The organism is Mesorhizobium sp. AA23 (genome assembly GCF_001672435.1).
GTDB lineage: Bacteria > Pseudomonadota > Alphaproteobacteria > Rhizobiales > Rhizobiaceae > Mesorhizobium.
Genome location: NZ_LYTP01000023.1, coordinates 246764 through 266706 on the forward strand (window position 1 = coordinate 246764; position 19943 = coordinate 266706).

The following is a 19943-nucleotide window of genomic DNA, read 5'->3' on the forward strand; positions in this document are numbered from 1 at the left end:
TGACATACCGGCTTGTCCGGTATGACGGTGCGGCATCATGCCCATGATCGCTGAGACCCGATCACCCGCCATCTGGAGCGGACTATGCGGGCAACTTCCTACCAAACGGCTAAACTGGACGGTTAATCCAAAATAATTCGCGAGGGCCTTAGCAGGCGAAGCCTTAAGTGTCGTCCTGGAGCCCGGCGGGGCGATCAGGTAAAGGATCGCACCAGGCTGCCGACCAGAAGGTTCCAGCCGTCGATCAGCACGAAAAACAGGATCTTGAACGGCAGGGAAACCACCGTCGGCGGCAGCATCATCATGCCCATCGCCATGGTCACGGTGGCGACGATGAGATCGATCACCAGGAACGGCAGCACGATCAGAAAACCGATCTCGAAGCCGCGCCTGATTTCCGAGATCATGAAGGCGGGCACCAGAATGCGCAGGTCCACGGTGTCGCGCGAGACAGTCTGGCCGCGCTCGCGGGCGAGATCGGCAAAAAGATCGAAATCCTTGTCGCGCACATTGTGCAGCATGAAGCTGCGGAACGGATCCGAGATCTTCTCGAAGGCCTCGGCCTGGGTGATCTGGTTGTCCATCAGCGGCTTGACGCCGGTGTTCCAAGCCTGGTCGAAGGTCGGCGCCATGACATAGAAGGTCATGAACAGCGACAGCGAGATCAGGATCAGGTTGGCCGGCGTCGACTGCAGGCCGATGCCGGCGCGCAGAATCGAGAAGGCGATGACGAAGCGGGTGAAGCTCGTCACCATGATCAGCAGGCCCGGCGCCACCGAAAGCACGGTGAGCAGCCCGAACATCTGGATGAGATAGCCGACCGTGGTGCCGTCGGCCTTGCCTATGCCGCCGAGATCGAGCTGCTGGGCCGCGGCGACAGAGGTGGTGATGACGATGAGCGCCGTGGCGATGAGGAACTTTCTCATTCGAGCAGCATCGTCCTGATGAGAACCTGTTTGACGTGGCCGCCGCTGCGCAGCGCCGCACGCTCGTCGAGATCGGCCTTGAGATGCTGGTAGCCGCTGGCGCCTTCGATCTGATGCATCTTCAGCGTGCGCACGAACGCCAGCAGGTCCTGATGGATCTGCTCGGTCATTTCCTGCGGCTGCGGCGCGTCGTAGAGCACCGATGCCTCCAGCCTTATCCAGACTTCGCTGGGTGCGGCGAGATTGGTGGTGATCGGCGCCAGTTGGACCACCGTCGGTCCGGCAATCTGTTTGACCACTTCGGCCGACTTCTCCGGGCTGCCGGCGTTCTCGGGTGCGGCAGGAACCGGCGCCGGGGCTTCTCCCTGCTTGAGATAGCCGCCCGAGAACCAGCCCATGCCGACGGCCGCGCCCGTCATGGCCAACAGCATGGCGAGCTGGACCACAAGGGACGGTCCGTTCTTGGACTGAGCCTGCTCGACATTTGCCACGACAGCGATCTCCCCGGCCTAGAAAGGAAGAACCTGGTCGAGGATCTGCTGACCGTAGGCCGGCTGCTGGACCTCGCTCACGCGTCCACGTCCGCCATATGAGATGCGTGCCTCGGCGATGCGCTCGTAGGGGATGGTGTTTTCGGCGCCGATATCGGAGGGACGCACCATGCCGGCGATGGTGAGGACCCGAAGCTCGTAGTTGACGCGCACTTCCTGCGAACCCCTGATCATCAGATTGCCGTTGGGCAGCACTTCGGTGACGACGGCGGCGACATTGAGCTCGAGATTCTCCGAGCGATTGATCTCGCCGTCGGCGTTGGTCTCGGTGCTGGAGCTCAAGCCGGCATCGCCCTTGCCGCTGGTGCTCTTGCCGTCCCAACCGAGCGTGACGTCGTAGCCGAGCTTGCGCGCGGCGGTGCGGCTGCGGTCGTTCTTGTTCTTGAAATTGGCCTTGTCGTTGAGCTTGATGTTGACGGTCAGGATATCGCCCTCGCGCAGCGCCCGCGGATCGGTGAAAAGCCTGCTCTGGCGATCATCCCAAAGCGAGAATTTCTTGACGGGTCCCGCCGGCGGCTCCGGATAGGAGTAGGGGGCGGCGGCGCCATTGCCGATGCCGGAGCCGACCGGTGAGAGCGCAGGCTCCCGGCCGACTTCCTTGAGATCGGTGCCGCAGCCGGACAGTGCCGCCGCCGCGACAAGGACGAGCAATTGCAACTTCATGACGGATCAACCCTTCGCGCCGCGCTGGCCATGATGCCGGTGAGCGTCGCCGCCGCCTTCTGGTCCATTTCGTTGAGGATGATGCCGGCCTTGCGCGCATCGAGCTTCATCAGGATGGCCGCAGCGAGCTCGGCGTTGACCATTGCCAGGCGCTCGGCTGCGGCGTCTGGCTTCATGCCGGCATAGATCTTGACGACGCTCTCTTCGGCGCGCGCCAGGAATACCTCGCGTCGCTTCAGCCACTGCTCGTACTCGGAACGTTTTGTCTCCAGGGCTTTCATGCGCTCGTCGATGCCTGCCTGGAGCTGCTTCAGCTCCTCGGCCTGCAAGGCGTAGCGGCGGTCGCGAGCTGCATCGGCGATGTTGGAGCAGAAGCGCTGGATCTCGCTCTCGTCCGGCGCCTTCCCGCGCGCGAGATCAGCCGGCTGGGCCGGGGCCTGTCCGCCGGGCAGCACCTGGCGGACTTCTTCCGCGCGACCCGGAGTGCCGCCCATCAGCGCAGCGATCGAGACAGCGGCTAGTAGCTTCATGGTCGTATGAAGTCTCGGGCGACGATGCGGGTTTGAGGAGAAGAGCTCGATCATCGGCATGCCTATTGGAGAACCAGGTCGGCCTGCAGGGCGCCGGCCGACTTGATCCCTTGCAGGATGGCGATGATGCCGTCGGGCTTGACGCCGAGACGGTTGAGACCGGAAACGAGCGTTTCAAGGTCGGGGCCGTCGAGCACGGCGACGCGGGCGTCGGGTCGCGAGGCCTCGATGGCGGTGAAGGGTTCGACCGCCGTCTCGCCCTTGGAGAAGGGCTCCGGCTGAACCACTTTCGGCGCCTCGGTGATGCGCACGGTGAGCGTGCCGTGGCTGATCGCGACGCGCGAGATCTTGACGTTGTTGCCGATGACGATGGTGCCGGTGCGCTCGTCGATGACGACCCGGGCAGGCGCATCCGACTCGACGACCAGGTTTTCGATCTCGGCATAGAAGCGCGCGGCCGATACGTTCTTCGGCCGTCTGATCTGCACGGTGCGGGCATCGCGCTCGGCCGCAACCCGCATGCCGAAGCGCTGCGAGGTGTAGTCGTTGATGGCGTCCGCGATGCGGATGGCGGTCGAGAAATCGGGATTGCGCAATTGCAGCGTCAGCACGCCCTGGTCATCGAACTCGGCGGGCACCGAGCGCTCGACGATGGCGCCGTTCGGCACGCGGCCGGCGGTGGGCACGCCTTGCGTCAGTTGCTCTGCCTGGCCCTGGGCGGTGAAACCGCCCACGATCACCGAGCCTTGGCCGACGGCGTAGATCTCGCCGTCCGCGGCCTTGAGCGGCGTCATCACCAGGGTGCCGCCGGCAAGCGAGGTGGCATCTCCCATCGAGGAGACGTCGATGTCGATGCGCGCGCCCGACTGGACGAAGGGCGGCATGTTGGCGGTGACGATGACGGCGGCGACGTTCTTGGCGCGCGCGCTGCCGCCTTCGGTGGCGATGCCGAGGTTCTCCAGCATGGCGCGGATCGACTGTTCGGTGAACGGCGAGTTGCGCAGGCTGTCGCCAGTTCCCGCCAGGCCGATGACCAGGCCGTAGCCGACGAGCTGGTTGTCGCGCGCGCTCTGTAACTGGGCAATGTCCTTGATGCGCGCGGCGACCTGGCCGGGCGGCAGCGTGCTCGGTCCCGTCGAGACGCGGAACATGCGCGTGGTGGTCGCCGGATCGTATTCCGGGTCGTCGTAGACGCCGCCATTTTTTTGCGCAAGTTCGCGCTTGGCCTTGGACGTGAGCCCATCGGCCAATGCGGGCTGAAGACCGATCGCGACGCTCAGCAGAAGGGCAAAGACGGGCCTCACGATGCGCCGACCCGAATCGTGCCGTCGGCCATTACCGTGCCGGAAATGATCTTGCCGCTGTCGACATTGCGAATTTTGATGAGATCGCCGGCGGCGCCCGGCTGCAGCGTGACGCCGGCGGCCGAGATGGTCAGCGCTCCGGCGGTGAAATAGACCTGCACCGAGGCACCCTGCTCGACCAGCCAGGCATCGCGGATCGCGGCCGCCGGAATGTAGCGGCCGGGCACGAGGGTGCGCTTGGCGACCTTGCCCTGGAGTTCCTCGGAGCGCGTCGCCATGCCGTCCGGCGTGTGCTTGCCCGGGACAAGCGTCACCTGCTTCAGCGCCGCAAGTTCGATCGTCTCGCCGGGATAGATGACCCGGTTGGGGATCAGCACGGCTTCGCCGACCGCTTGATTGGCGGCGAACTGGTTGGCCGACTCCCCGGATCGCAAGGGAGATGGGCCCGTCTCTTGCGCAAGTGCCGGCACGCCGACGACCACCAGCGCAAGGGCCAGCACGGCGCGACGAAAAGCAGGGCAGGAAGCCGGCATGGTCATCGTCGGTTACCTGATGTTCTTTGAGACCACCGAGGCCATGTCGTCGGCGGCCTGGATGACCTTCGAGTTCATTTCATAGGCGCGCTGCGCCGAGATCAGCTCGGTGATTTCCTTGACCGGATCGACGTTGGAGGACTCCAGATAGCCCTGCTCGATGGTGGCGAAGCCCGGATCGCCTGGAACGCCGACATTGGCCGGGCCGGAGGCAGCCGTCTCCTGGAACAGATTGTCGCCGAGCGGCGCCAGGCCCGCCTCATTGGCGAAATTGGCGATCTGAAGCTGGCCGAGAAGCTGAAGGTCGGTCTGGCCGTCGATACGGGCAAAGACCTGGCCGGTCTTGTTAACGATGACCTCGACCGCGTCGGTCGGCACGGTGATCGCGGGAATGACGGTGGCACCGTCGGCGGTGACCAACTGCCCGGTGGCATTGGTGTTGAAGGCACCGGCGCGGGAGTAGAGCGTGCTGCCGTCGGCGCCCTCGATCTGGAACCAGCCGCGGCCGGTCAACGCCAGGTCGAAGCTGTTGCCCGTGCTGGTCAGCTCGCCCTGTGTGTGGACGTTGCGCACGGCCGTCGTCTTGACGCCGAGGCCGATCGAAACGCCCTCGGGCACAAGCGAGGTGTTGGAGCGGTTGGGCACCCCTTGGGTGCGGTCGACCTGGTAGAGCAGGTCGGAGAATTCGGCGCGCGCCCGCTTGTAGCCGGTGGTGTTGATGTTGGCGATGTTGTTGGCGATGACTTCCAGATTGGTCTGCTGGGCGTTCATGCCGGTCGCGGCGATGGCAAGGGCTTTCATGACGCGGTCCTAGATACTCATGCGGCTGATTTCGAGATAGGCCGAGACGACCTTGTCGCGAATGGCGATCGTCGTCTGCAGAGCCTGCTGGGCGCTCAGCACTGCATCGGCCACTTGGCGGGTGTCGGCGTCGCCTTTGAGCGCCTGAATCGACATCTGCTCGGCGTTCTGCAGCGTGTTGACGGTCCTGGTCGCAGCCTGGCTGAGAGCCTCCGCAAAGCTGCTGCCGACGCCTTCGCCTGCTTTGGTGCCGACGCCGCCCTGAAGCAGGCCCGGCGAGGCGGCCTCCGTGCCGTCGATTGCCGGTTTGAACTGTAGTGCCCCGATACCGCCGATCATTACTGGTTCCTCATCAGGTCGATGGTCATGGAAATCAGATCGCGAGCCTGCTTGATGACCTGCAGGTTGGCCTCATAGGAGCGGTTGGCCTCGCTCATGTCGGCCATTTCGACCAGCACGTTGACGTTGGGCATCTTCACGTACCCTTTTGCGTCGGCGGCTTCGTTGCCGGGCTGGAACTCGATCGGGAAGTCCGACGGGTCGCGCGCGATCGAGCTCACCTCGACCAGCGAACCACCGCTCGTCCGGTCGAGCTCGGACTGGAAGCTGATCGTCTTGCGGCGATAGGGATCGGCGCCAGGCGTGTTGCCCGTCGATTGCGCATTGGCGAGGTTCTCAGACACCACACGCAGACGCTCCGACTGGGCGCCAAGGCCGGATGCCGCGACTTTGAGGGCTGCGGTCAGGGCGTCCATGGTCAGCTCTTCACCACCATCGTCATCATCGAATGGAAGGCTTTGACGATCGCCGTGTTGAGCTCGAAGGAGCGGCGCACTTCGCCGGCCTTCATCAGCTCATCCTCGAGCACCACCGTGTTCTTCGACGGCATTATCGAGCCCGTGACATCCTCCGGCTTGAGATTGAAGCCGGCATTGGTCCCCTCGGCGCCCAGATGGCCGGTCTGGGTGGCCGCCAGCGTCACCGCAGTCCGGTCGAGGACCTTTTCGAACGGTTCGACGTCGTTTGCCGTGTAGCCCGGCGTGTTGGCATTGGCGATGTTGGATGCGATCGCCGACTGGCGCACGGCTAGCCATTGCGACTGCCGGGTGGCGAGGTCAAAGAGGTTGACGGATTCCATGGGACTCTCCGGGCGAGTACGCACAGGACTAGGCCACCAGTCTTGCGCGGACCTTGCGCGGAGCGAGCCCGCGGCCCGTTACGAGGCCATTACCTGGAAAGCTGGATTACCTTATTGGTATCGGTGACGATCACCCACTTGCCACCGCGCTGCTCGATCGCGGCGACGCGGCTGGAGTCCGGCAGGACGGAGCCGCGCTGGACGATCCACAGGCCGGTGTCGTCCTCGATCATCGCGCGGCCATTGGCGACATGCACCATCCTGAATTCCGCCGCGGCCGCAGGGAAGGGCTGGTCGCCATGCGCCGGCGGGGGTTCGTCCTGCACCGTTCCGGTGGCCAGCAGGTCGATATCGGCGTTGGGAACGTCCTTGGCCGTCAGCGGTCCGCTGCGTTCGGCCGCGACGCCGCCGCCGTCGCGTCCCGAATTGCTGCCGCTGCCGCCGAACTTGATGGTCTGAACGCCGAACTGCTCCTGGTTGAAAAAGATATACCAGGGAAACAGCGCGCAGATCAGGCCGAGCGTGATGCCGAGCGCTGCGACGACGAAATCGCTGCGCCGGTCCGCTTTCCTGTTCGCGAGGCGGGGGAACTGGACCGGCGGCGGCTGCGGCCACTCCACCTTTTTCGGGAACAGGCCGTTGATGAGCGAGTCGCGGCTGGCGTCGGCCTCCTCGGCGGCCTTGGCCTCGGCAATCATCTCACGCAGCATGCGCTCGGTCTGTTGCAGGTCAGTCTCCTTGATCGCCATTCTGCTTCCCCTTGAGATGGCGGGCGAGATCGGTGAACGGATCGGCCGATGCGCGGTCCCTCGGCGACTGCGTGAGCGCCTCGTAGATCAGCGGCACCTGGCGCACGGCGATGTCGAGCTCGGCGTCGGCGCCGCCCTGATAGGCGCCGAGCAGACGGATGTCGCGCGTGTCCTCGAAGCGCGCGATCATCGCTTTCAGCCTTGTCACCAGCATGCGCTGCTCCGCGCTCCAGGCCTTGTCGGCGAGACGTGAGATCGACGACAGCGGATTGACCGGCGGGTAGCGTCCCTGCTCGGCGATCGCGCGGTCGAGCACGACGTGGCCATCGAGGATGCCGCGCACCGAATCGGCCACCGGATCGTTGTGGTCGTCGCCGTCCACCAGCACCGAGATGATGGCGGTGATCGAGCCTTTGCCCTCGGCGCCTGGTCCGGCGCGCTCGAGCAGCTTCGGCAGATCGGTGAAGACCGATGCCGGGTAGCCGCGCGCGACCGGCGGCTCGCCGGTGCCCGTCGCCACCTCGCGCAGCGCATGGGCAAAGCGGGTGATCGAATCCAGCACCAGGAGCACGCGATGGCCCTGGTCGCGGAAATGCTCGGCCACGCGCATGGCTGTGTCGGGCGCGCGCCGGCGCATCATGGCGCTCTCGTCGCTGGTGGCGACGACCGCGACGGTCTTGGCCATGCTGTCGGCGCCGATGGTGTCCTCGAGGAATTCGCGTACCTCGCGGCCGCGCTCGCCGATCAGCGCCACGACCACCGTGTCGAAGGCCTCGGCACCTGCGAGCATGGCAAGCAGCGTCGACTTGCCGACGCCGGAGCCGGCGAAAATGCCGAGCCGCTGGCCGAAGCAGAGCGGCGTGAAGATGTCGATCACCCGCACTCCGGTCAGGAAGCCGGTGCCGACCCGCTGCCGCGACATGGCGCCGGGCGTCAATGTGTCGGCGCTGCCGGCGGCATTCGGCCTGACCAGCGGCGGGCCGCCGTCGATGACGCGAGTCAAAGCATCGATGGCGCGCCCGCGCCAGGAAACATCCGGCGCGACCGCGAGTGGGCCGCGCCGGAAAACGGTGTCGCCGATGCCGGCATCGGCGTGGCGCTCGAACGGCGCGACCACCACCTCGTCGCGGCCTATCCTGACGATCTCGCCGCGGCGCGTGCCGGTCTTGCCGCGCTGCTCGACGATGTCGCCGAGCCTGGCAATGTCCGAAAGGCCGCGCACCTTGTAGTGAGTGGGCGAGATCTCGACGACGCGGCCGCCGCGGCTGAGCAGCGTTTCCGGGTTGTCGAACCGCCGCCAGATGCGTTCGAGCGCGGCCAGCCGATCCGTGGGACCGGCGTCTGCAAGCTTCTCAGGCGCGCGGAGCAGGGACGAGCCGTTCGCCATCCCGTTACTTGTCGCCGAGCGTCTTGATCGCATCGTCGGTGGACGAAGCACTCTGCCGGATCAGCGCAGCCGTATTCTCGAAGGCGCGCTGCACCTGGATCAGCCGGGTCATCTCCAGCACCGGATTGACGTTGGATTCCTCGAGAAACCCTTGAGCTACGCCGACATCGGAGCGGTCGGTGACCGGTTCCGGGGTCCGCGCGGGAACGATGCCCGAATTGCCGTAGCGGACGAAATTGGCGCCGGGGTCGAAATCGTAGAGGCCGATGGCGCCGACGAGCTGGTCGTTTTGGCGTAGCGAGCCATCGGCGCCGGCCTTGGGCGGACCGTTGCGCGGATCGAGCTGGATCGGCGCGCCGCCGCTGTCCAGCACCGGATAGCCTTCGATCGACATCAGCTCGCCGTTCTCGTTCATGGAGAAACGGCCGTCGCGGGTCATCACCGTGCCGGCCGGCGTCTCGATGGCGAACCAGGCGTCGCCTTGGATGGCGAAATCGAAAGGATTGCCGGTTTCGGTCAGCGAGCCGTGCGCGCTGGAAAGATAGGTCTTGCCGGAGGATGCGAAGGATACCGACTTCGGCCCGGTGCCGGAGACCACGTCCTCGAATTTCACGCCGGTGGCGCGAAAGCCGATGGTCGAAGCGTTGGCGACATTGTCGGCGATGGTGTCGAGACGGCGTTCGAGCGCAATCTGCGAAGATAGGGCGACGTAGAGACTGTCCTGCATGGTGTTCTCAGAACTTCAGCTTCTGCATGGCCATCATCAGATCGGTCGAGATGCCGACCGTGGTCGGCTGCGCGAACAGCACGCTGACCGAGGTCACGGCAGTGGTCGTCGGGTTGTTGATCTCCCACAGGCTGGTGAAGCGGGTAAGGAAGGTGTTCAGCTTGTCGGGATCCTTGAAGTCGGCGATATCGAGCTTCTGCTCGAACATCTGCGCCTGCTTGTCGATGTCGGCCGACGCGATGGAGTCGGGCAGGCCGAGAGCCGTGCGCACCACGCTCGAAAGGGCCGTGTCGGCGAGCACGTCATACCAGCTGTTGATGTCAGGCGCCTTACGCTGGAAATAGAGCGCCAGCCGCACGCCCTGATTGGTTTCGCCGGCATTCTCCTCCAGTGTCTGGCGCATGTATTTGTCGACCGCGCCTTGCTGGGCGGAGGGATAGAGCGTGGCGGTCGAGCCGTAAGCCGCAAAGTTGAACGCTTTGACGAAGTCGGCGTAACGCTTGTCGCTCAGCTTGTTGGCGAAGCTGTCGGAGTCGGACACGCCTTCCTTGAGCGCCTTGACCATGAAGGCCTTGGCATAGGCCATGTCTTCCAGCCCGTACGCCTTCATCGCGTAGTTGAACAGCCGAGTGTTGTTGACGAAATCGTCGATGCTTTTGACGTTGCCGATATTGGCCAAATAGTAGTCGGTGTCACGCTTCACGACGGGCTGCGACTCGACCTGGTCGATTGCCTTTGGGATGTCCTTGGCGATGAGCTGATAGCTCGTATACGTGTTCAACATCTGCGCCTCCGGCCGAAGCTTTCCGGTGACGATAGCGATGCTTCCTTGTGCGAGGCTGAATCGGTTTCCGCAACGCAATTCAAGCCTCACACAAGGCACGAGGACTATCCCTGATCCCCGACGTGACATGCGGAAGGACCTGTCGTGGGTATTCTGATCGGACTTGTGGTGACGCTTGGCTGCGTGCTCGGTGGCTTCATGGCCATGGGTGGGCATCTGCATGTGCTGATCCAGCCTTGGGAAGCGGTGGTCATCTGCGGCGCAGCGCTCGGCACTTTCCTTGTCGCCAACCCGATGAAGACGGTCAAGGACACCGGCAAGGGCATTCTCGAGGCCTTCAAGCAGGCCGTGCCGAAGGAGCGCGACTATCTCGAAACGCTTGGCGTCCTGCACAGCCTGATGCGCGAGTTGCGATCGAAGTCGCGCAGCGAGGTCGAGGCGCATATCGACAATCCGGAAGAGTCGGCGATCTTCCAGGCGTTCCCGACGGTGCTCAAGAACCACGACCTGACGCATTTCATCTGCGACTATTGCCGCATCATCATCATCGGCAATGCGCGCTCGCACGAGATCGAGGCGCTGATGGATGAGGAGATCCAGACGATCCGCACCGACAAGCTGAAGGCCTATCACGCGATGGTCGCGGTCGGCGACGGCCTGCCGGCGCTCGGCATCGTCGCGGCCGTGCTCGGCGTGGTGAAGGCGATGGGCGCGCTCGACCAATCGCCGGAAATTCTCGGCGGGCTGATTGGTGCTGCGCTCGTCGGAACCTTCCTCGGCATCTTCCTGTCCTATGCCGTGGTCGGTCCGGTCGCCACCAAGATCAAGACGGTGCGCGAGAAGAAGAACCGCCTGTACATCATCGTCAAGCAGACGCTGCTCGCTTACATGAACGGCGCCTTGCCGCAGGTCGCGATCGAGTTCGGCCGCAAGACCATTTCGTCCTATGAGCGTCCGACGATCGATGCCGTCGAGCAGAGCACGATGAATACCGGCACCGCCGAGAAGAAGGCGGCCTGAGCATGCAGAACTTCAGCCGGGGCCGTTTGGCGTCATGACCAGTCCGGCAAGTCCGTCGCAAACCCGGGCTCTCATCATCGAGCGTCTCGTCGGCGACAGCGGCGAGGCCGCGCAGGTGATCGGCGTCGGCCGCGGCATGGCCGAGCGCTCGCTGCCGCTGCTGCAGAAAGCACTTTCCGCAGAGCTGGGCGCGCCGGTCACCGTCGACCTGCAGGCGGTCGAAGTGGGACGTGTCCCCGATGCGCGTATGCGCGCCGGCGAAACCTTCGCCATGACTATCGTTCCTTCGCCGACCTCGGCCGACGCCATGACGCTCGTCATGGACGCGCCGGCGATCGCCGTCATGGTCCAGGCGCTGTTCGGCGGCGATCCGGACCAGCCGGTGGCGCCGATCGAGCGCGACCTGTCACAGATCGAGACCGACGTCGCCACCACCGTCTTCCAAGAGGTTGCGATGGCGCTGAACGGATCGGGCCGGCGTTCTCTCGAGCTGCGCCAGCCTGTCCCGAGAGCGATGTCCGGCAACGAGGCGAAACGGCGCGTGCTGCGCGACGGGGCGGCGGTTCGCATCATCTATGGCATCTCGACGCCGACCGACACCGGCACGGTGACGGTGATGATCCCGCAGCGAATCCTTTTGGCGACCCGCGGCGCCACCGCCGATCACGGCGGCGACCAGACGACGGAATTCGACTGGCGAGCCCGCTTCTCGGAAGAAGTGATGCGCTCGGCCGTGCGGCTCGAGGCCACCATGCCGCTCGCCCGGCTGTCGCTTGGCGATCTCGCCGCCTTCCAGCCCGGACAGGTGATCGAGTTCGAGGAAGATGCGCAACTGCAGGCAAAGCTCAGCGCGCGCGACAAGACGCTGTTTGTCTGCGAGTTCGGCAAGCTCGGACAGAACTACACGGTCCGCATCCGGCATCCCCACGATGGCGGGCAGGATTTCATCGACGGATTGGTGTCGGGCTGAGGCCTGGCTTGGGATTATTGGAGACGAGGCATGGCAAAGACCAACTTGGAAGCCGAACCCGAAGCCGACCAGCCGGACGAGCAGCTCGACCGCGCCATCGAGGAATTGCGCGGCGTGCTGCGGGAGGAGGAGAACCGCCCCGACGCTGCCCTGCAGGCCGGCGCCAATTCCTCGATCATCATGACGATTCCGGTCGATGTGCAGATCATTCTGGGCAGCACCGAAATGCCGGTGTCGGAGCTGATGGCGCTGCAGAAGGGCTCGACGGTAGCGCTCAACCGCCGCATAGGCGAGCCGGTCGACGTGGTGGTCAACGGCCGCAGAATCGCGCGTGGCGAGATCACGGTGCTTGAACACGATCCGACACGCTTCGGCATCAGGCTTACCGAAATCAACGCTGCTACCAAGAGCGCCTGAGCATGGACGGCGAGAGCATTCACCGGCAGCGGAGCCATGCCCAATGACGTCGTTGACGCTGACGCGCCCGCAAAAGGCCGCCGCCATCCTGGTGGCGATGGGCAAGCCCTCGGCCAGCCGGCTGCTCAAATTCTTCAAGCAGGAGGAGCTGAAGGCGTTGATCGAGGGCGCGCGGCTGCTGCGCACCATTCCGCAAACCGACCTGGAGCGCATCGTTGCGGAATTCGAGGCCGAGTTCACCGAGGGCGCAGGCCTGCTCGATTCGGCGGACCGGATGGACACGATCCTCAACGAATCGCTGTCGCCGGAGGAAATGAGCGCGATCATGGGCGAGAAGAAGTTCGAGCCCGCTCCTGAGGGACCGCCGCCGATCTGGCCGGATCTGGAAAAGCTCGAGCCGACGCGCCTGGGCACCTTCCTCGCCGGCGAACACCCGCAAACGTCCGCCATGGTGCTGTCGAAGCTTGCGCCGCAGACCGCGGCCAATGTGCTGCTGACGATGGAAAAGCCGATACGCAGCCAGATCATCAAGCGCATGGTGACGATGGCCAACATTCCGGATGCGGCAGCCAGGATCGTCGAGAACCAGTTGCGCGCCAGCGTGCTTTCGCAAAAAGCGACCAGGGACACCTCGGTCGGCCAGGAGCGCGTCGCCAGCGTGCTCAACGAGATGGCCAAGCCCGAGCTCGACGAACTCATGCAGGATCTGGAGGAAGCGGGCACGCCCGATCTGGCCGGGGTCAGGTCGCGGCTGTTTGCCTTCGACGACTTGCCGCTGCTCGCCCAGAAGGCGCGCGTGCTTCTGTTCGACGGGCTGTCGACGGAGCTCGTCACACTGGCTTTGCGCGGCGCGCCGGCGGAGCTAACCGAATCCGTGCTGTCGGCGATCGGCGCTCGCTCGCGCCGCATGATCGAATCCGAGCTCGGACAGGGATCGGAAGGTATCGCGCTGGCCGACATCATGGCGGCGCGAAAGACGATCGCCGTGGCGACCATTCGTCTCTCGCGGCAGGGAGCGTTCGAGCTTCCCTCGACGCAGACCACCGCCGAAGCCGCCTGACGATAGCGATGCGGTCAGGGCACCATGGCTGACGCGGTCGACAAGGATTCCAAAACCGAGGAAGCCACAGAAAAGAAGATCCGCGACACGATCGAGCAGGGCAAGCTGCCTCACTCGCGCGAGACGGCGATCTTCGCTTCCTTCCTCGCCATACTGGTGTTCAGCGTCTTTTACGCCAAGGACGCCATCGTCAATCTCGGCATGTTCCTCGCCATGTTCCTGGAAAAGCCGGAAGCCTGGCCGATGGGCACCGAGACCGACGTCATCGAGCTCTACAAGACCGTGCTGTTCGAAATCGGCCGCGCCGTCGTCAGCCTGCTGGTGCTGCTGGTGGTCGCCGGCGTCGGCGCTTCGGTGTTCCAGAACATCCCGCGATTCGTCGGCGAACGGATCCGGCCGCAGCTGTCGCGCATTTCGATCGCCAAGGGCTGGAGCCGCCTGTTCGGCGTGCAGGGCTTTGTCGAATTCGCCAAGTCGCTGGCCAAGCTTGCCTTCGCCATCGCCGTGCTCGCCTTCACGCTGTCGGAAGATCACCGCAGGCTGCTCGCCGGCATGATCACCAACCCGGTGTCGTTCGGCATGGTCATCCGCGGCATCTTCGTCGACATATTGGTGGCGATCGTCTTCGTCATGGGGGCGGTCGCGGTCGCCGATATCGTCTGGTCGCGCTTCCACTGGCGGCGCGACCTGCGCATGACCAAGCAGGAAGTGAAAGACGAGCTGAAGCAGTCGGAAGGCGATCCGATCGTGAAGTCACGCCTGCGCTCGCTGGCGCGTGACCGGGCGCGGCGGCGCATGATGACGGCGGTGCCGCGCGCGACGCTCGTCATCGCCAATCCGACGCACTATTCCATCGCGCTGAAATATGTGCGCGAAGAGGACTCCGCTCCGCTGGTGCTCGCCAAGGGCCAGGATCTGGTGGCGCTAAAAATCCGCGAGATCGCGAGAGAGAACAACATCCCGATCTTCGAGGACGTGGCGCTTGCCCGCTCCATGTACAAGCAAGTTTCAGTTGATAGCGTGATCCCGTCGCAATTCTACCAGGCCGTCGCCGAATTGGTGCGGATCGTCTACTCGAAGAAGGCCGAGCGAAAAGTAACCCAATGATCGGACGCTGTTTCTATCCATGAACCGGCAACCACACGCCAATTCACGCGAGCAGATCGTCGCCAATGCCATCCAGGACGTGGTGGGCGAGCTGCGCCTGATCGAGGTCGCGGATTATATCGCCTTTATCCGGCTGGAGCATTTCGCCTGCCTGTCGGACCTGGTGGACTCGGCTGCGGAGCTCTATTTCCAGCCGGGCACGCTCAGGCTCGGTCATGGCGGCGAAGCGCATGTCGACTGGAGCGGCAGCCCGCGCATCGTGCTCGATCTCGAGCTTCGGCCGCGCGGCGTAACCGTCTATTTCCAGCTGATGCTGACCGGGCAGGGCACGTCCGTGATCGTCAATTACGTCTCTTTCGAGAAGCCGGGCGAGGCGCCGGAGCACAACACCGCCCTGCTCGAGGACGCGATCGACGAGGCGCGCATCCGGAGGACCGAGCCACTCGCTTTTCCCTGACGATGTTTCAGGTCTCGGCGCCTGGCCTGGGCGAGCTACTCGATCAGGCCAAGCCGCAGCGCCTTCGCGACCGCCTGGTTGCGGTTGACAGCGTTGAGCTTCTGCGTCGACTGGGTGAGATACTGGTTGGCGGTGTGCACCGACAGTTTCAGGAGCTTCGCGATCTCCTCGCTGGTGTTGCCGTTGGCGGTCAGCTTCAGGCATTCGAGTTCGCGCTTGGAAATGGCGCGCGTCCTGCCGGTTTCGCTTGGACGGATGCGGGCGACCGACGCAAACAGGGCAAAGCAGCGCGCGTGGATTTCACATAGCGTGTCGTCCGAAAGGGTCATATCCGGCCCCAGGAAGACGACCAGCCCGCACTGGCCGCGCTCCGCATGCACCGGAAAGGCGATGCCGTCGGTGCCGGGCGCGAGCGGCGCGGTCGGTTCGGACCATGCCAGGCTCTCCAACCTCTGCTGCGAAACGGCCATGCCGCTGTCGGCCCACCAGCGCGGCGTCGTCGAGATGCGGCTGTGGCGCACCATTTCCTCGCCGCTGGCGCCCGAGATGAATTTGGTGGTGAGGCCGGTCGACGGATAATCCGAATCGAAGCAGGCGACGAGGCGCGCTCGCTCCAGCGAGGGGCTGACGAAGAACAGTCCGAAACCAGAAGCGTTGATATCGACCGCGATCCAGCGGCAGCGGCGCACGGCGTCCGGAATAGTCACCGCGTGATGCGTCTCCGATCCGAGCGAGAAGGCGCCGAACGGATTGCGCTGCTCGTTGAAAAGGGCGGCAGCGGCCTCTTTGATCTGTGCGTGCTTCAAATGATGCCGCTCCTGATAGCGGTCGCAATCGCCATCGCGCGGTTCGAAGCCGCGAATTTCTGGATGGCATGCGTGATGTAGCTGTTGACGGTGTTCGACGAGACGCCAAGGATGAGGGCCACCTCGTCGGTGGTCTTGCCCTCCGATACCCAGAACAGGCATTCGCGCTCGCGGTCCGACAGCGGATCCTGCATGGATGCCGCGGCGATCAATTGCGGGATGCTGGATAACGCGTAGCAGCATTTCAGCTGCGCCTTCATCAAGGCCGTAAGGTCGATCTTGCCGGGCTCGGCGGCGGAAAACAGCACGAAAAGGCGCTGGCGGCCGACATTCAACCGCAGCGAATAGATCTCGGCGTGGCCGAGCACATCGAGCAGCCGCGCTTCCTCGCCGCTCAGTAGCGCGCCGGCGTCGGGCGCATGCGCCGCGACCAATGGCTTGGGGCGCACGCCCGGCGCTGCCGTCAGCGGGCCGAGCGCGAGATTGGCAATCAGCCGCTTGCCGATCAACTCGATGGCGTCGAAAATCCAGTTCGACGACACGATACGCGCGTCGTTTCGATCCTGATCGTGCACCATGGCGACCAACATATAGCTGTCGGCGCCGATATCGGCTGAAAGCTGCATGAAGAAACTGGTGAGATCGCCGCGCGACGCCAGGCGCGAGCCTGAAGCGTCGGATTGAAGAAGCGCGGCGGGACTGCTCATTTTGATATTCTGACCGGAATCGATCCTTGCGCCCGGTGCTGGCATTGGCCAGCGCTCGGACCCGAAACGCATCACGTTTACGAAGACACACCCACGGGCGCGCACAGCGCCCAACCGAGCCGAATCCTTACAGGGAACGCGAAGCCGTCCGCGTCTGGTACCGGCAGGACGCCGGAACTTGAGACTTTGGGTGGTCGCCGCGCCCCCCGTGGACCGGCTGATTCGGGTCTAATCTACCCGCAGATGAATCCGACATCAAACGCGATTTGACAAAATCGAATCCGCTGGACTCGTGTTGCGACTCAGCTGCTGCTCATCGCGTTACTTGGGGGTGGCTTCAGAGCTGCATCGAGCCGATGATTTCCCGGTGAAATCGAAAAAATAACGCTCCGTTGCAGGTGGAGCGCGTCCTTTTGATCAGATATGGCTCAGCGGTCCTCGAAGCCGGTCAGCACGCCGACGGCGTTGATGCCGATTTCCTCAACCGCGTAGCCGCCTTCCATGACGAACAGCGTCGGCAGGCCGAGCTTGGCGATGCGCCGGCCGATCTTGGGATAGTCTTCGCTCTTCAGCTTGAACTGGCTGATCGGATCCTTCTCGAAGGTGTCGACGCCGAGCGAGACCACGACCACGTCCGGCGCATAGGCGGCAAGCTTGGCACAGGCGTCTTCCAGCGCTGCGTTCCAGCCGTCCCAGTTGGTGCCGAAGGGCATCGGGTAGTTGACGTTGAAGCCTTCGCCTTCATCCTCGCCGCGCTCGTCGGCATGGCCGAGGAAGAAGGGGTACTCGACCATCGGATCGCCATGCAGGTTGAGCACCTGGACGTCGCCGCGGCGATAGAAAATCTCCTGCGTGCCATTGCCGTGGTGGTAATCGACATCGAGGATCGAGACGCGGCTTGCGCCCTGGTCGCGGAACCGTTGCGCGACGACGGCGGCGTTATTGATGAAGCAGTAGCCGCCCATGAAGGCAGCGCCGGCGTGGTGGCCGGGCGGGCGGCAGAGCGCGAAGGCGGTCCGCTCGCCGCCCTTGACCAGGGCGGCCGCCGTCAGCGCGACGTCATAGGATGACTTGATCGCCTTCCATGTGCCTTCGACGAAAGTGGCGCCGGCATCGAAGGAATAGTAGCCGAGCAGGGCGTCAATGCGCTTCGGCGGGACATCGCCGCGCAGGCCGCGCGTCGGCCAGGTGAAGCCCATCGCCGAGCCCTTGAAGCCGGCGGCGACCCATTCCGGCCAAACCGTCGGCAGGAAATCGATGTAGTGCGCTTCATGCACGCGCTTGGCGGCGGCAAGGTCGTGCTCGACCGGCCCGATGATCGGCCCCAGCTTCTCGCTTTCCACCCTTGCCTTGATGAATTCGGCCCGCGAGGGCTTCTCGAAACCCGGCACGATCGCCGAGGTGACCAGTTCCATCTGGCCGGCGTGACCGGCGTGAAGCGGCGAAAAAACTGTCTTCATTTTGGGAGTTGGCTCGCTGTTCGAGTTCTGGTTACGGGGCCTCAAACAGCTTTGTGGCAGAGAGTTCCGGCGCCGCCAAGGGGCATTTCAATTTGTCGTTCGGGCCAGCATGGGACGGCTTGCCAGACGCCAATACTCTGCTAGCCTAGGCAGAAATGGGAGAAAATGATGCCGCAAACGGCCGATCTTATCGTCGAGAACGCCAGCATATTGACGATGGATCCGGATACCCCCGCCGCCCAGGCCATTGCCATCAAAGGTGATAAGATAATTGCGATCGCAGATCGCGATAGCCTCCGCGACTGCAAAGGCCCTGCCACTCGTGTCGTCGATGCTCAGGGCGGCTCTGTCCTGCCGGGCTTCATCGAAGCGCACATGCATTTGTTCGGCGGCGCGGCCGAGCTCGACAATCTGCATCTGACAGGCGTGCAGGGCTTCGACGCGCTTCGCGACGCGATCCAGGGCTTTGCGGCGAAGCGTCCGAAAGCCAGGCTGCTGCTCGGCGCCGGTGTAGACTATGCGATCCTGCCCGAGCCGGTGACCCGCCATCACCTCGACCGTATCATTCCCGACCGGCCCTTCGCCATGTCGGCCTCCGACCATCACACGATGTGGGCGAACACCAAGGCGCTGGAAGAGGCCGGCCTGCTGCATGGCAAGCAGGTGGGACCAGGCAACGAAATCGTCATGGGCGCGGACGGGCTTGCCGCCGGCGAGTTGCGCGAAGGCGAGGCGTTCGGTCCCGTGCTCGATCATTTCGGCGCGAACCGGACACGGCTCGGCCTCCAAGGTGCGGAGCCGGATCCCTATCCGTCGGCAGCGGAGCTTGCCGCCGACGGCGATCTCATGCACCGCGGGCTCGAGTGGTGCGCAAAGCACGGCATCACTTCGATCCAGAACATGGACGGCAACCTCTACCAGCTCGAGCTGCTCGCCGGGCTGCAAGAGGAAGGACGGCTCATCTGCCGCACCAAGATCCCGTTCCACTTCAAGAATTTCATGAAGCTGGACATGCTGGAAAAAGCCTCGCGCATGGCGGCGGCGTACAATTCCGAGTGGCTGTCGTCCGGCATGGTCAAGGTCTTCTACGACGGGGTGCTGGATTCCTGGACCGCGGTGATGGTCGACGATTATGCCGACCGTCCGGGCTGGCGCGGCGAGCCGCTTTTTTCCCCCGAGCATTTCGCCGAGGTTGCGGTCGAAGCCGACAGGCGCGGCCTGCAGATCGCCGTTCATTCGATCGGAGACGGAGCGGTGCGCGCCGTGCTCGACGGTTACCAGGCGGCAGCGAAGAAAAACGGCAGGCGCGACAGCCGGCACCGCATCGAGCACATCGAAGTGATCACCCCGTCCGATGTGCCGCGTTTCGCCGAGCTCGGCGTGCTCGCCTCGATGCAGCCGCCGCATCCGCCGGGCGCGATGAATTTCCCGCTGGAGCCGACGATCTCGCGCATTGGCCACGATAAGTGGCCGCTGAGCTATGCCTGGCGCACCTTGAAGAATGCCGGCGCGCGGGTCGTCTTCGCATCCGACTGGCCGGTCTCGCCGGTTGACCCGATCCTGGGCATCCAGGCGGCGGTCTTGCGCAAACCTTGGGCAGAAGGCCTGCCGGACCAGAGCTTCTCGCTGCATGAAGCGATTGCCGGCTACACGGTCGAAGGCGCCTATGCCGAATTCATGGAACACCGCAAGGGGCGCCTGAAGCCCGGATACCTCGCCGATATCGTGGTTTTGTCGGCCGATATCGAGAAGACGGCGCCGGAGGCGCTGCACACCGTGCGGCCGGTCACCACCATCTGTGGCGGCAAGATCACTTTCCAAGCTTAGGATTGACTAGGCCTGAGGC

General features: G+C 64.3%; 24 protein-coding genes. 7 read left to right on the forward strand and 17 right to left on the reverse strand.

Annotation, left to right across the window (positions count from 1 at the left end; genetic code table 11):
* Nucleotides 1-194: 194 nt before the first annotated feature.
* From fliP to A9K66_RS17925, 14 genes are all read right to left on the reverse strand, one after another.
* Entirely contained in the window at nucleotides 195-926 is a 732-nt protein-coding gene (fliP, locus tag A9K66_RS17860) for a flagellar type III secretion system pore protein FliP (protein WP_067326066.1), read from the reverse strand.
* Nucleotides 923-1417, reverse strand: coding sequence for a flagellar basal body-associated FliL family protein (locus A9K66_RS17865; protein ID WP_067326069.1), 495 nt, complete (start codon nucleotides 1415-1417; stop codon nucleotides 923-925). Before A9K66_RS17865 ends, fliP begins: the two co-directional genes overlap by 4 nt.
* Nucleotides 1418-1435: 18 nt before the next feature.
* Nucleotides 1436-2140: a flagellar basal body L-ring protein FlgH gene (gene flgH, locus A9K66_RS17870; RefSeq protein ID WP_067326072.1), complete on the reverse strand. Its 705-nt coding sequence runs from the start codon at nucleotides 2138-2140 to the stop codon at nucleotides 1436-1438.
* Nucleotides 2137-2670 carry a MotE family protein gene (locus A9K66_RS17875; protein ID WP_067327062.1) on the reverse strand — a complete coding sequence of 178 codons (534 nt, stop codon included), beginning with the start codon at nucleotides 2668-2670 and terminating at the stop codon, nucleotides 2137-2139. Before A9K66_RS17875 ends, flgH begins: the two co-directional genes overlap by 4 nt.
* 62 nt (nucleotides 2671-2732) lie before the next feature.
* Entirely contained in the window at nucleotides 2733-3977 is a 1245-nt protein-coding gene (locus A9K66_RS17880) for a flagellar basal body P-ring protein FlgI (RefSeq protein ID WP_067326075.1), read from the reverse strand.
* On the reverse strand, nucleotides 3971-4513 hold the full coding sequence (flgA, locus tag A9K66_RS17885; RefSeq protein ID WP_067326077.1) for a flagellar basal body P-ring formation chaperone FlgA: 543 nt from the start codon (nucleotides 4511-4513) through the stop codon (nucleotides 3971-3973). Before flgA ends, A9K66_RS17880 begins: the two co-directional genes overlap by 7 nt.
* A 6-nt stretch (nucleotides 4514-4519) precedes the next feature.
* Complete coding sequence (gene flgG / locus A9K66_RS17890) at nucleotides 4520-5308, reverse strand: flagellar basal-body rod protein FlgG (protein WP_067002397.1); 789 nt, start codon at nucleotides 5306-5308, stop codon at nucleotides 4520-4522.
* Nucleotides 5309-5317: 9 nt separating this feature from the next.
* Nucleotides 5318-5647, reverse strand: a complete 330-nt coding sequence (locus A9K66_RS17895; protein WP_067326080.1) for a flagellar hook-basal body complex protein FliE — start codon at nucleotides 5645-5647, stop codon at nucleotides 5318-5320.
* Nucleotides 5647-6063, reverse strand: coding sequence for a flagellar basal body rod protein FlgC (gene flgC, locus A9K66_RS17900; protein ID WP_067326083.1), 417 nt, complete (start codon nucleotides 6061-6063; stop codon nucleotides 5647-5649). The genes A9K66_RS17895 and flgC overlap by 1 nt, the downstream gene beginning before the upstream one ends.
* A gap of 2 nt (nucleotides 6064-6065) precedes the next feature.
* Nucleotides 6066-6446, reverse strand: a complete 381-nt coding sequence (flgB, locus tag A9K66_RS17905; protein ID WP_067002392.1) for a flagellar basal body rod protein FlgB — start codon at nucleotides 6444-6446, stop codon at nucleotides 6066-6068.
* 89 nt (nucleotides 6447-6535) lie between these two features.
* On the reverse strand, nucleotides 6536-7195 hold the full coding sequence (locus A9K66_RS17910) for a hypothetical protein (RefSeq protein WP_067326086.1): 660 nt from the start codon (nucleotides 7193-7195) through the stop codon (nucleotides 6536-6538).
* On the reverse strand, nucleotides 7176-8582 hold the full coding sequence (gene fliI / locus A9K66_RS17915) for a flagellar protein export ATPase FliI (protein WP_067326089.1): 1407 nt from the start codon (nucleotides 8580-8582) through the stop codon (nucleotides 7176-7178). Before fliI ends, A9K66_RS17910 begins: the two co-directional genes overlap by 20 nt.
* A gap of 4 nt (nucleotides 8583-8586) precedes the next feature.
* Nucleotides 8587-9309, reverse strand: a complete 723-nt coding sequence (gene flgF, locus A9K66_RS17920) for a flagellar basal-body rod protein FlgF (protein WP_067002386.1) — start codon at nucleotides 9307-9309, stop codon at nucleotides 8587-8589.
* A 7-nt stretch (nucleotides 9310-9316) separates the two neighbouring features.
* Nucleotides 9317-10093, reverse strand: coding sequence for a DUF1217 domain-containing protein (locus A9K66_RS17925; protein ID WP_067326092.1), 777 nt, complete (start codon nucleotides 10091-10093; stop codon nucleotides 9317-9319).
* A gap of 144 nt (nucleotides 10094-10237) precedes the next feature.
* Here A9K66_RS17925 and motA point away from each other — a divergent pair, with 144 nt between their 5' ends.
* From motA to A9K66_RS17955, 6 genes are read left to right on the forward strand one after another with little or no spacing between them, the layout of a single operon-like run.
* A complete protein-coding gene (gene motA / locus A9K66_RS17930) occupies nucleotides 10238-11113 on the forward strand; it encodes a flagellar motor stator protein MotA (RefSeq protein WP_067002381.1) in 876 nt (291 codons plus the stop codon).
* 34 nt (nucleotides 11114-11147) lie between these two features.
* Entirely contained in the window at nucleotides 11148-12083 is a 936-nt protein-coding gene (locus tag A9K66_RS17935) for a FliM/FliN family flagellar motor switch protein (RefSeq protein WP_067326096.1), read from the forward strand.
* A gap of 30 nt (nucleotides 12084-12113) precedes the next feature.
* Entirely contained in the window at nucleotides 12114-12500 is a 387-nt protein-coding gene (fliN, locus tag A9K66_RS17940) for a flagellar motor switch protein FliN (RefSeq protein ID WP_067002376.1), read from the forward strand.
* 43 nt (nucleotides 12501-12543) lie between these two features.
* Entirely contained in the window at nucleotides 12544-13560 is a 1017-nt protein-coding gene (locus A9K66_RS17945; protein ID WP_067326099.1) for a flagellar motor switch protein FliG, read from the forward strand.
* 24 nt (nucleotides 13561-13584) lie between these two features.
* The gene (flhB, locus tag A9K66_RS17950; protein WP_067326102.1) at nucleotides 13585-14667 is read left to right on the forward strand and encodes a flagellar biosynthesis protein FlhB; all 1083 of its coding nucleotides are present in this window, start codon (nucleotides 13585-13587) and stop codon (nucleotides 14665-14667) included.
* A 19-nt stretch (nucleotides 14668-14686) separates the two neighbouring features.
* Nucleotides 14687-15124 (forward strand): hypothetical protein, encoded by a 438-nt coding sequence (locus A9K66_RS17955; RefSeq protein ID WP_067326105.1) that lies wholly within the window; start codon nucleotides 14687-14689, stop codon nucleotides 15122-15124.
* 35 nt (nucleotides 15125-15159) lie between these two features.
* On the opposite strand, the gene A9K66_RS17960 is transcribed toward A9K66_RS17955, so the two are convergent.
* The 3 genes from A9K66_RS17960 to A9K66_RS17970 form a co-directional block, all read right to left on the reverse strand.
* Nucleotides 15160-15930, reverse strand: a complete 771-nt coding sequence (locus tag A9K66_RS17960) for a helix-turn-helix transcriptional regulator (protein WP_067326107.1) — start codon at nucleotides 15928-15930, stop codon at nucleotides 15160-15162.
* Nucleotides 15927-16637: a helix-turn-helix transcriptional regulator gene (locus A9K66_RS17965; RefSeq protein WP_067002732.1), complete on the reverse strand. Its 711-nt coding sequence runs from the start codon at nucleotides 16635-16637 to the stop codon at nucleotides 15927-15929. Before A9K66_RS17965 ends, A9K66_RS17960 begins: the two co-directional genes overlap by 4 nt.
* A gap of 428 nt (nucleotides 16638-17065) precedes the next feature.
* On the reverse strand, nucleotides 17066-18097 hold the full coding sequence (locus tag A9K66_RS17970; RefSeq protein WP_067326110.1) for a histone deacetylase family protein: 1032 nt from the start codon (nucleotides 18095-18097) through the stop codon (nucleotides 17066-17068).
* 168 nt (nucleotides 18098-18265) lie between these two features.
* On the opposite strand from A9K66_RS17970, the gene A9K66_RS17975 reads away from it, so the two are divergent.
* Nucleotides 18266-19924 carry an amidohydrolase gene (locus A9K66_RS17975; protein ID WP_067327066.1) on the forward strand — a complete coding sequence of 553 codons (1659 nt, stop codon included), beginning with the start codon at nucleotides 18266-18268 and terminating at the stop codon, nucleotides 19922-19924.
* Nucleotides 19925-19943: the final 19 nt, after the last annotated feature.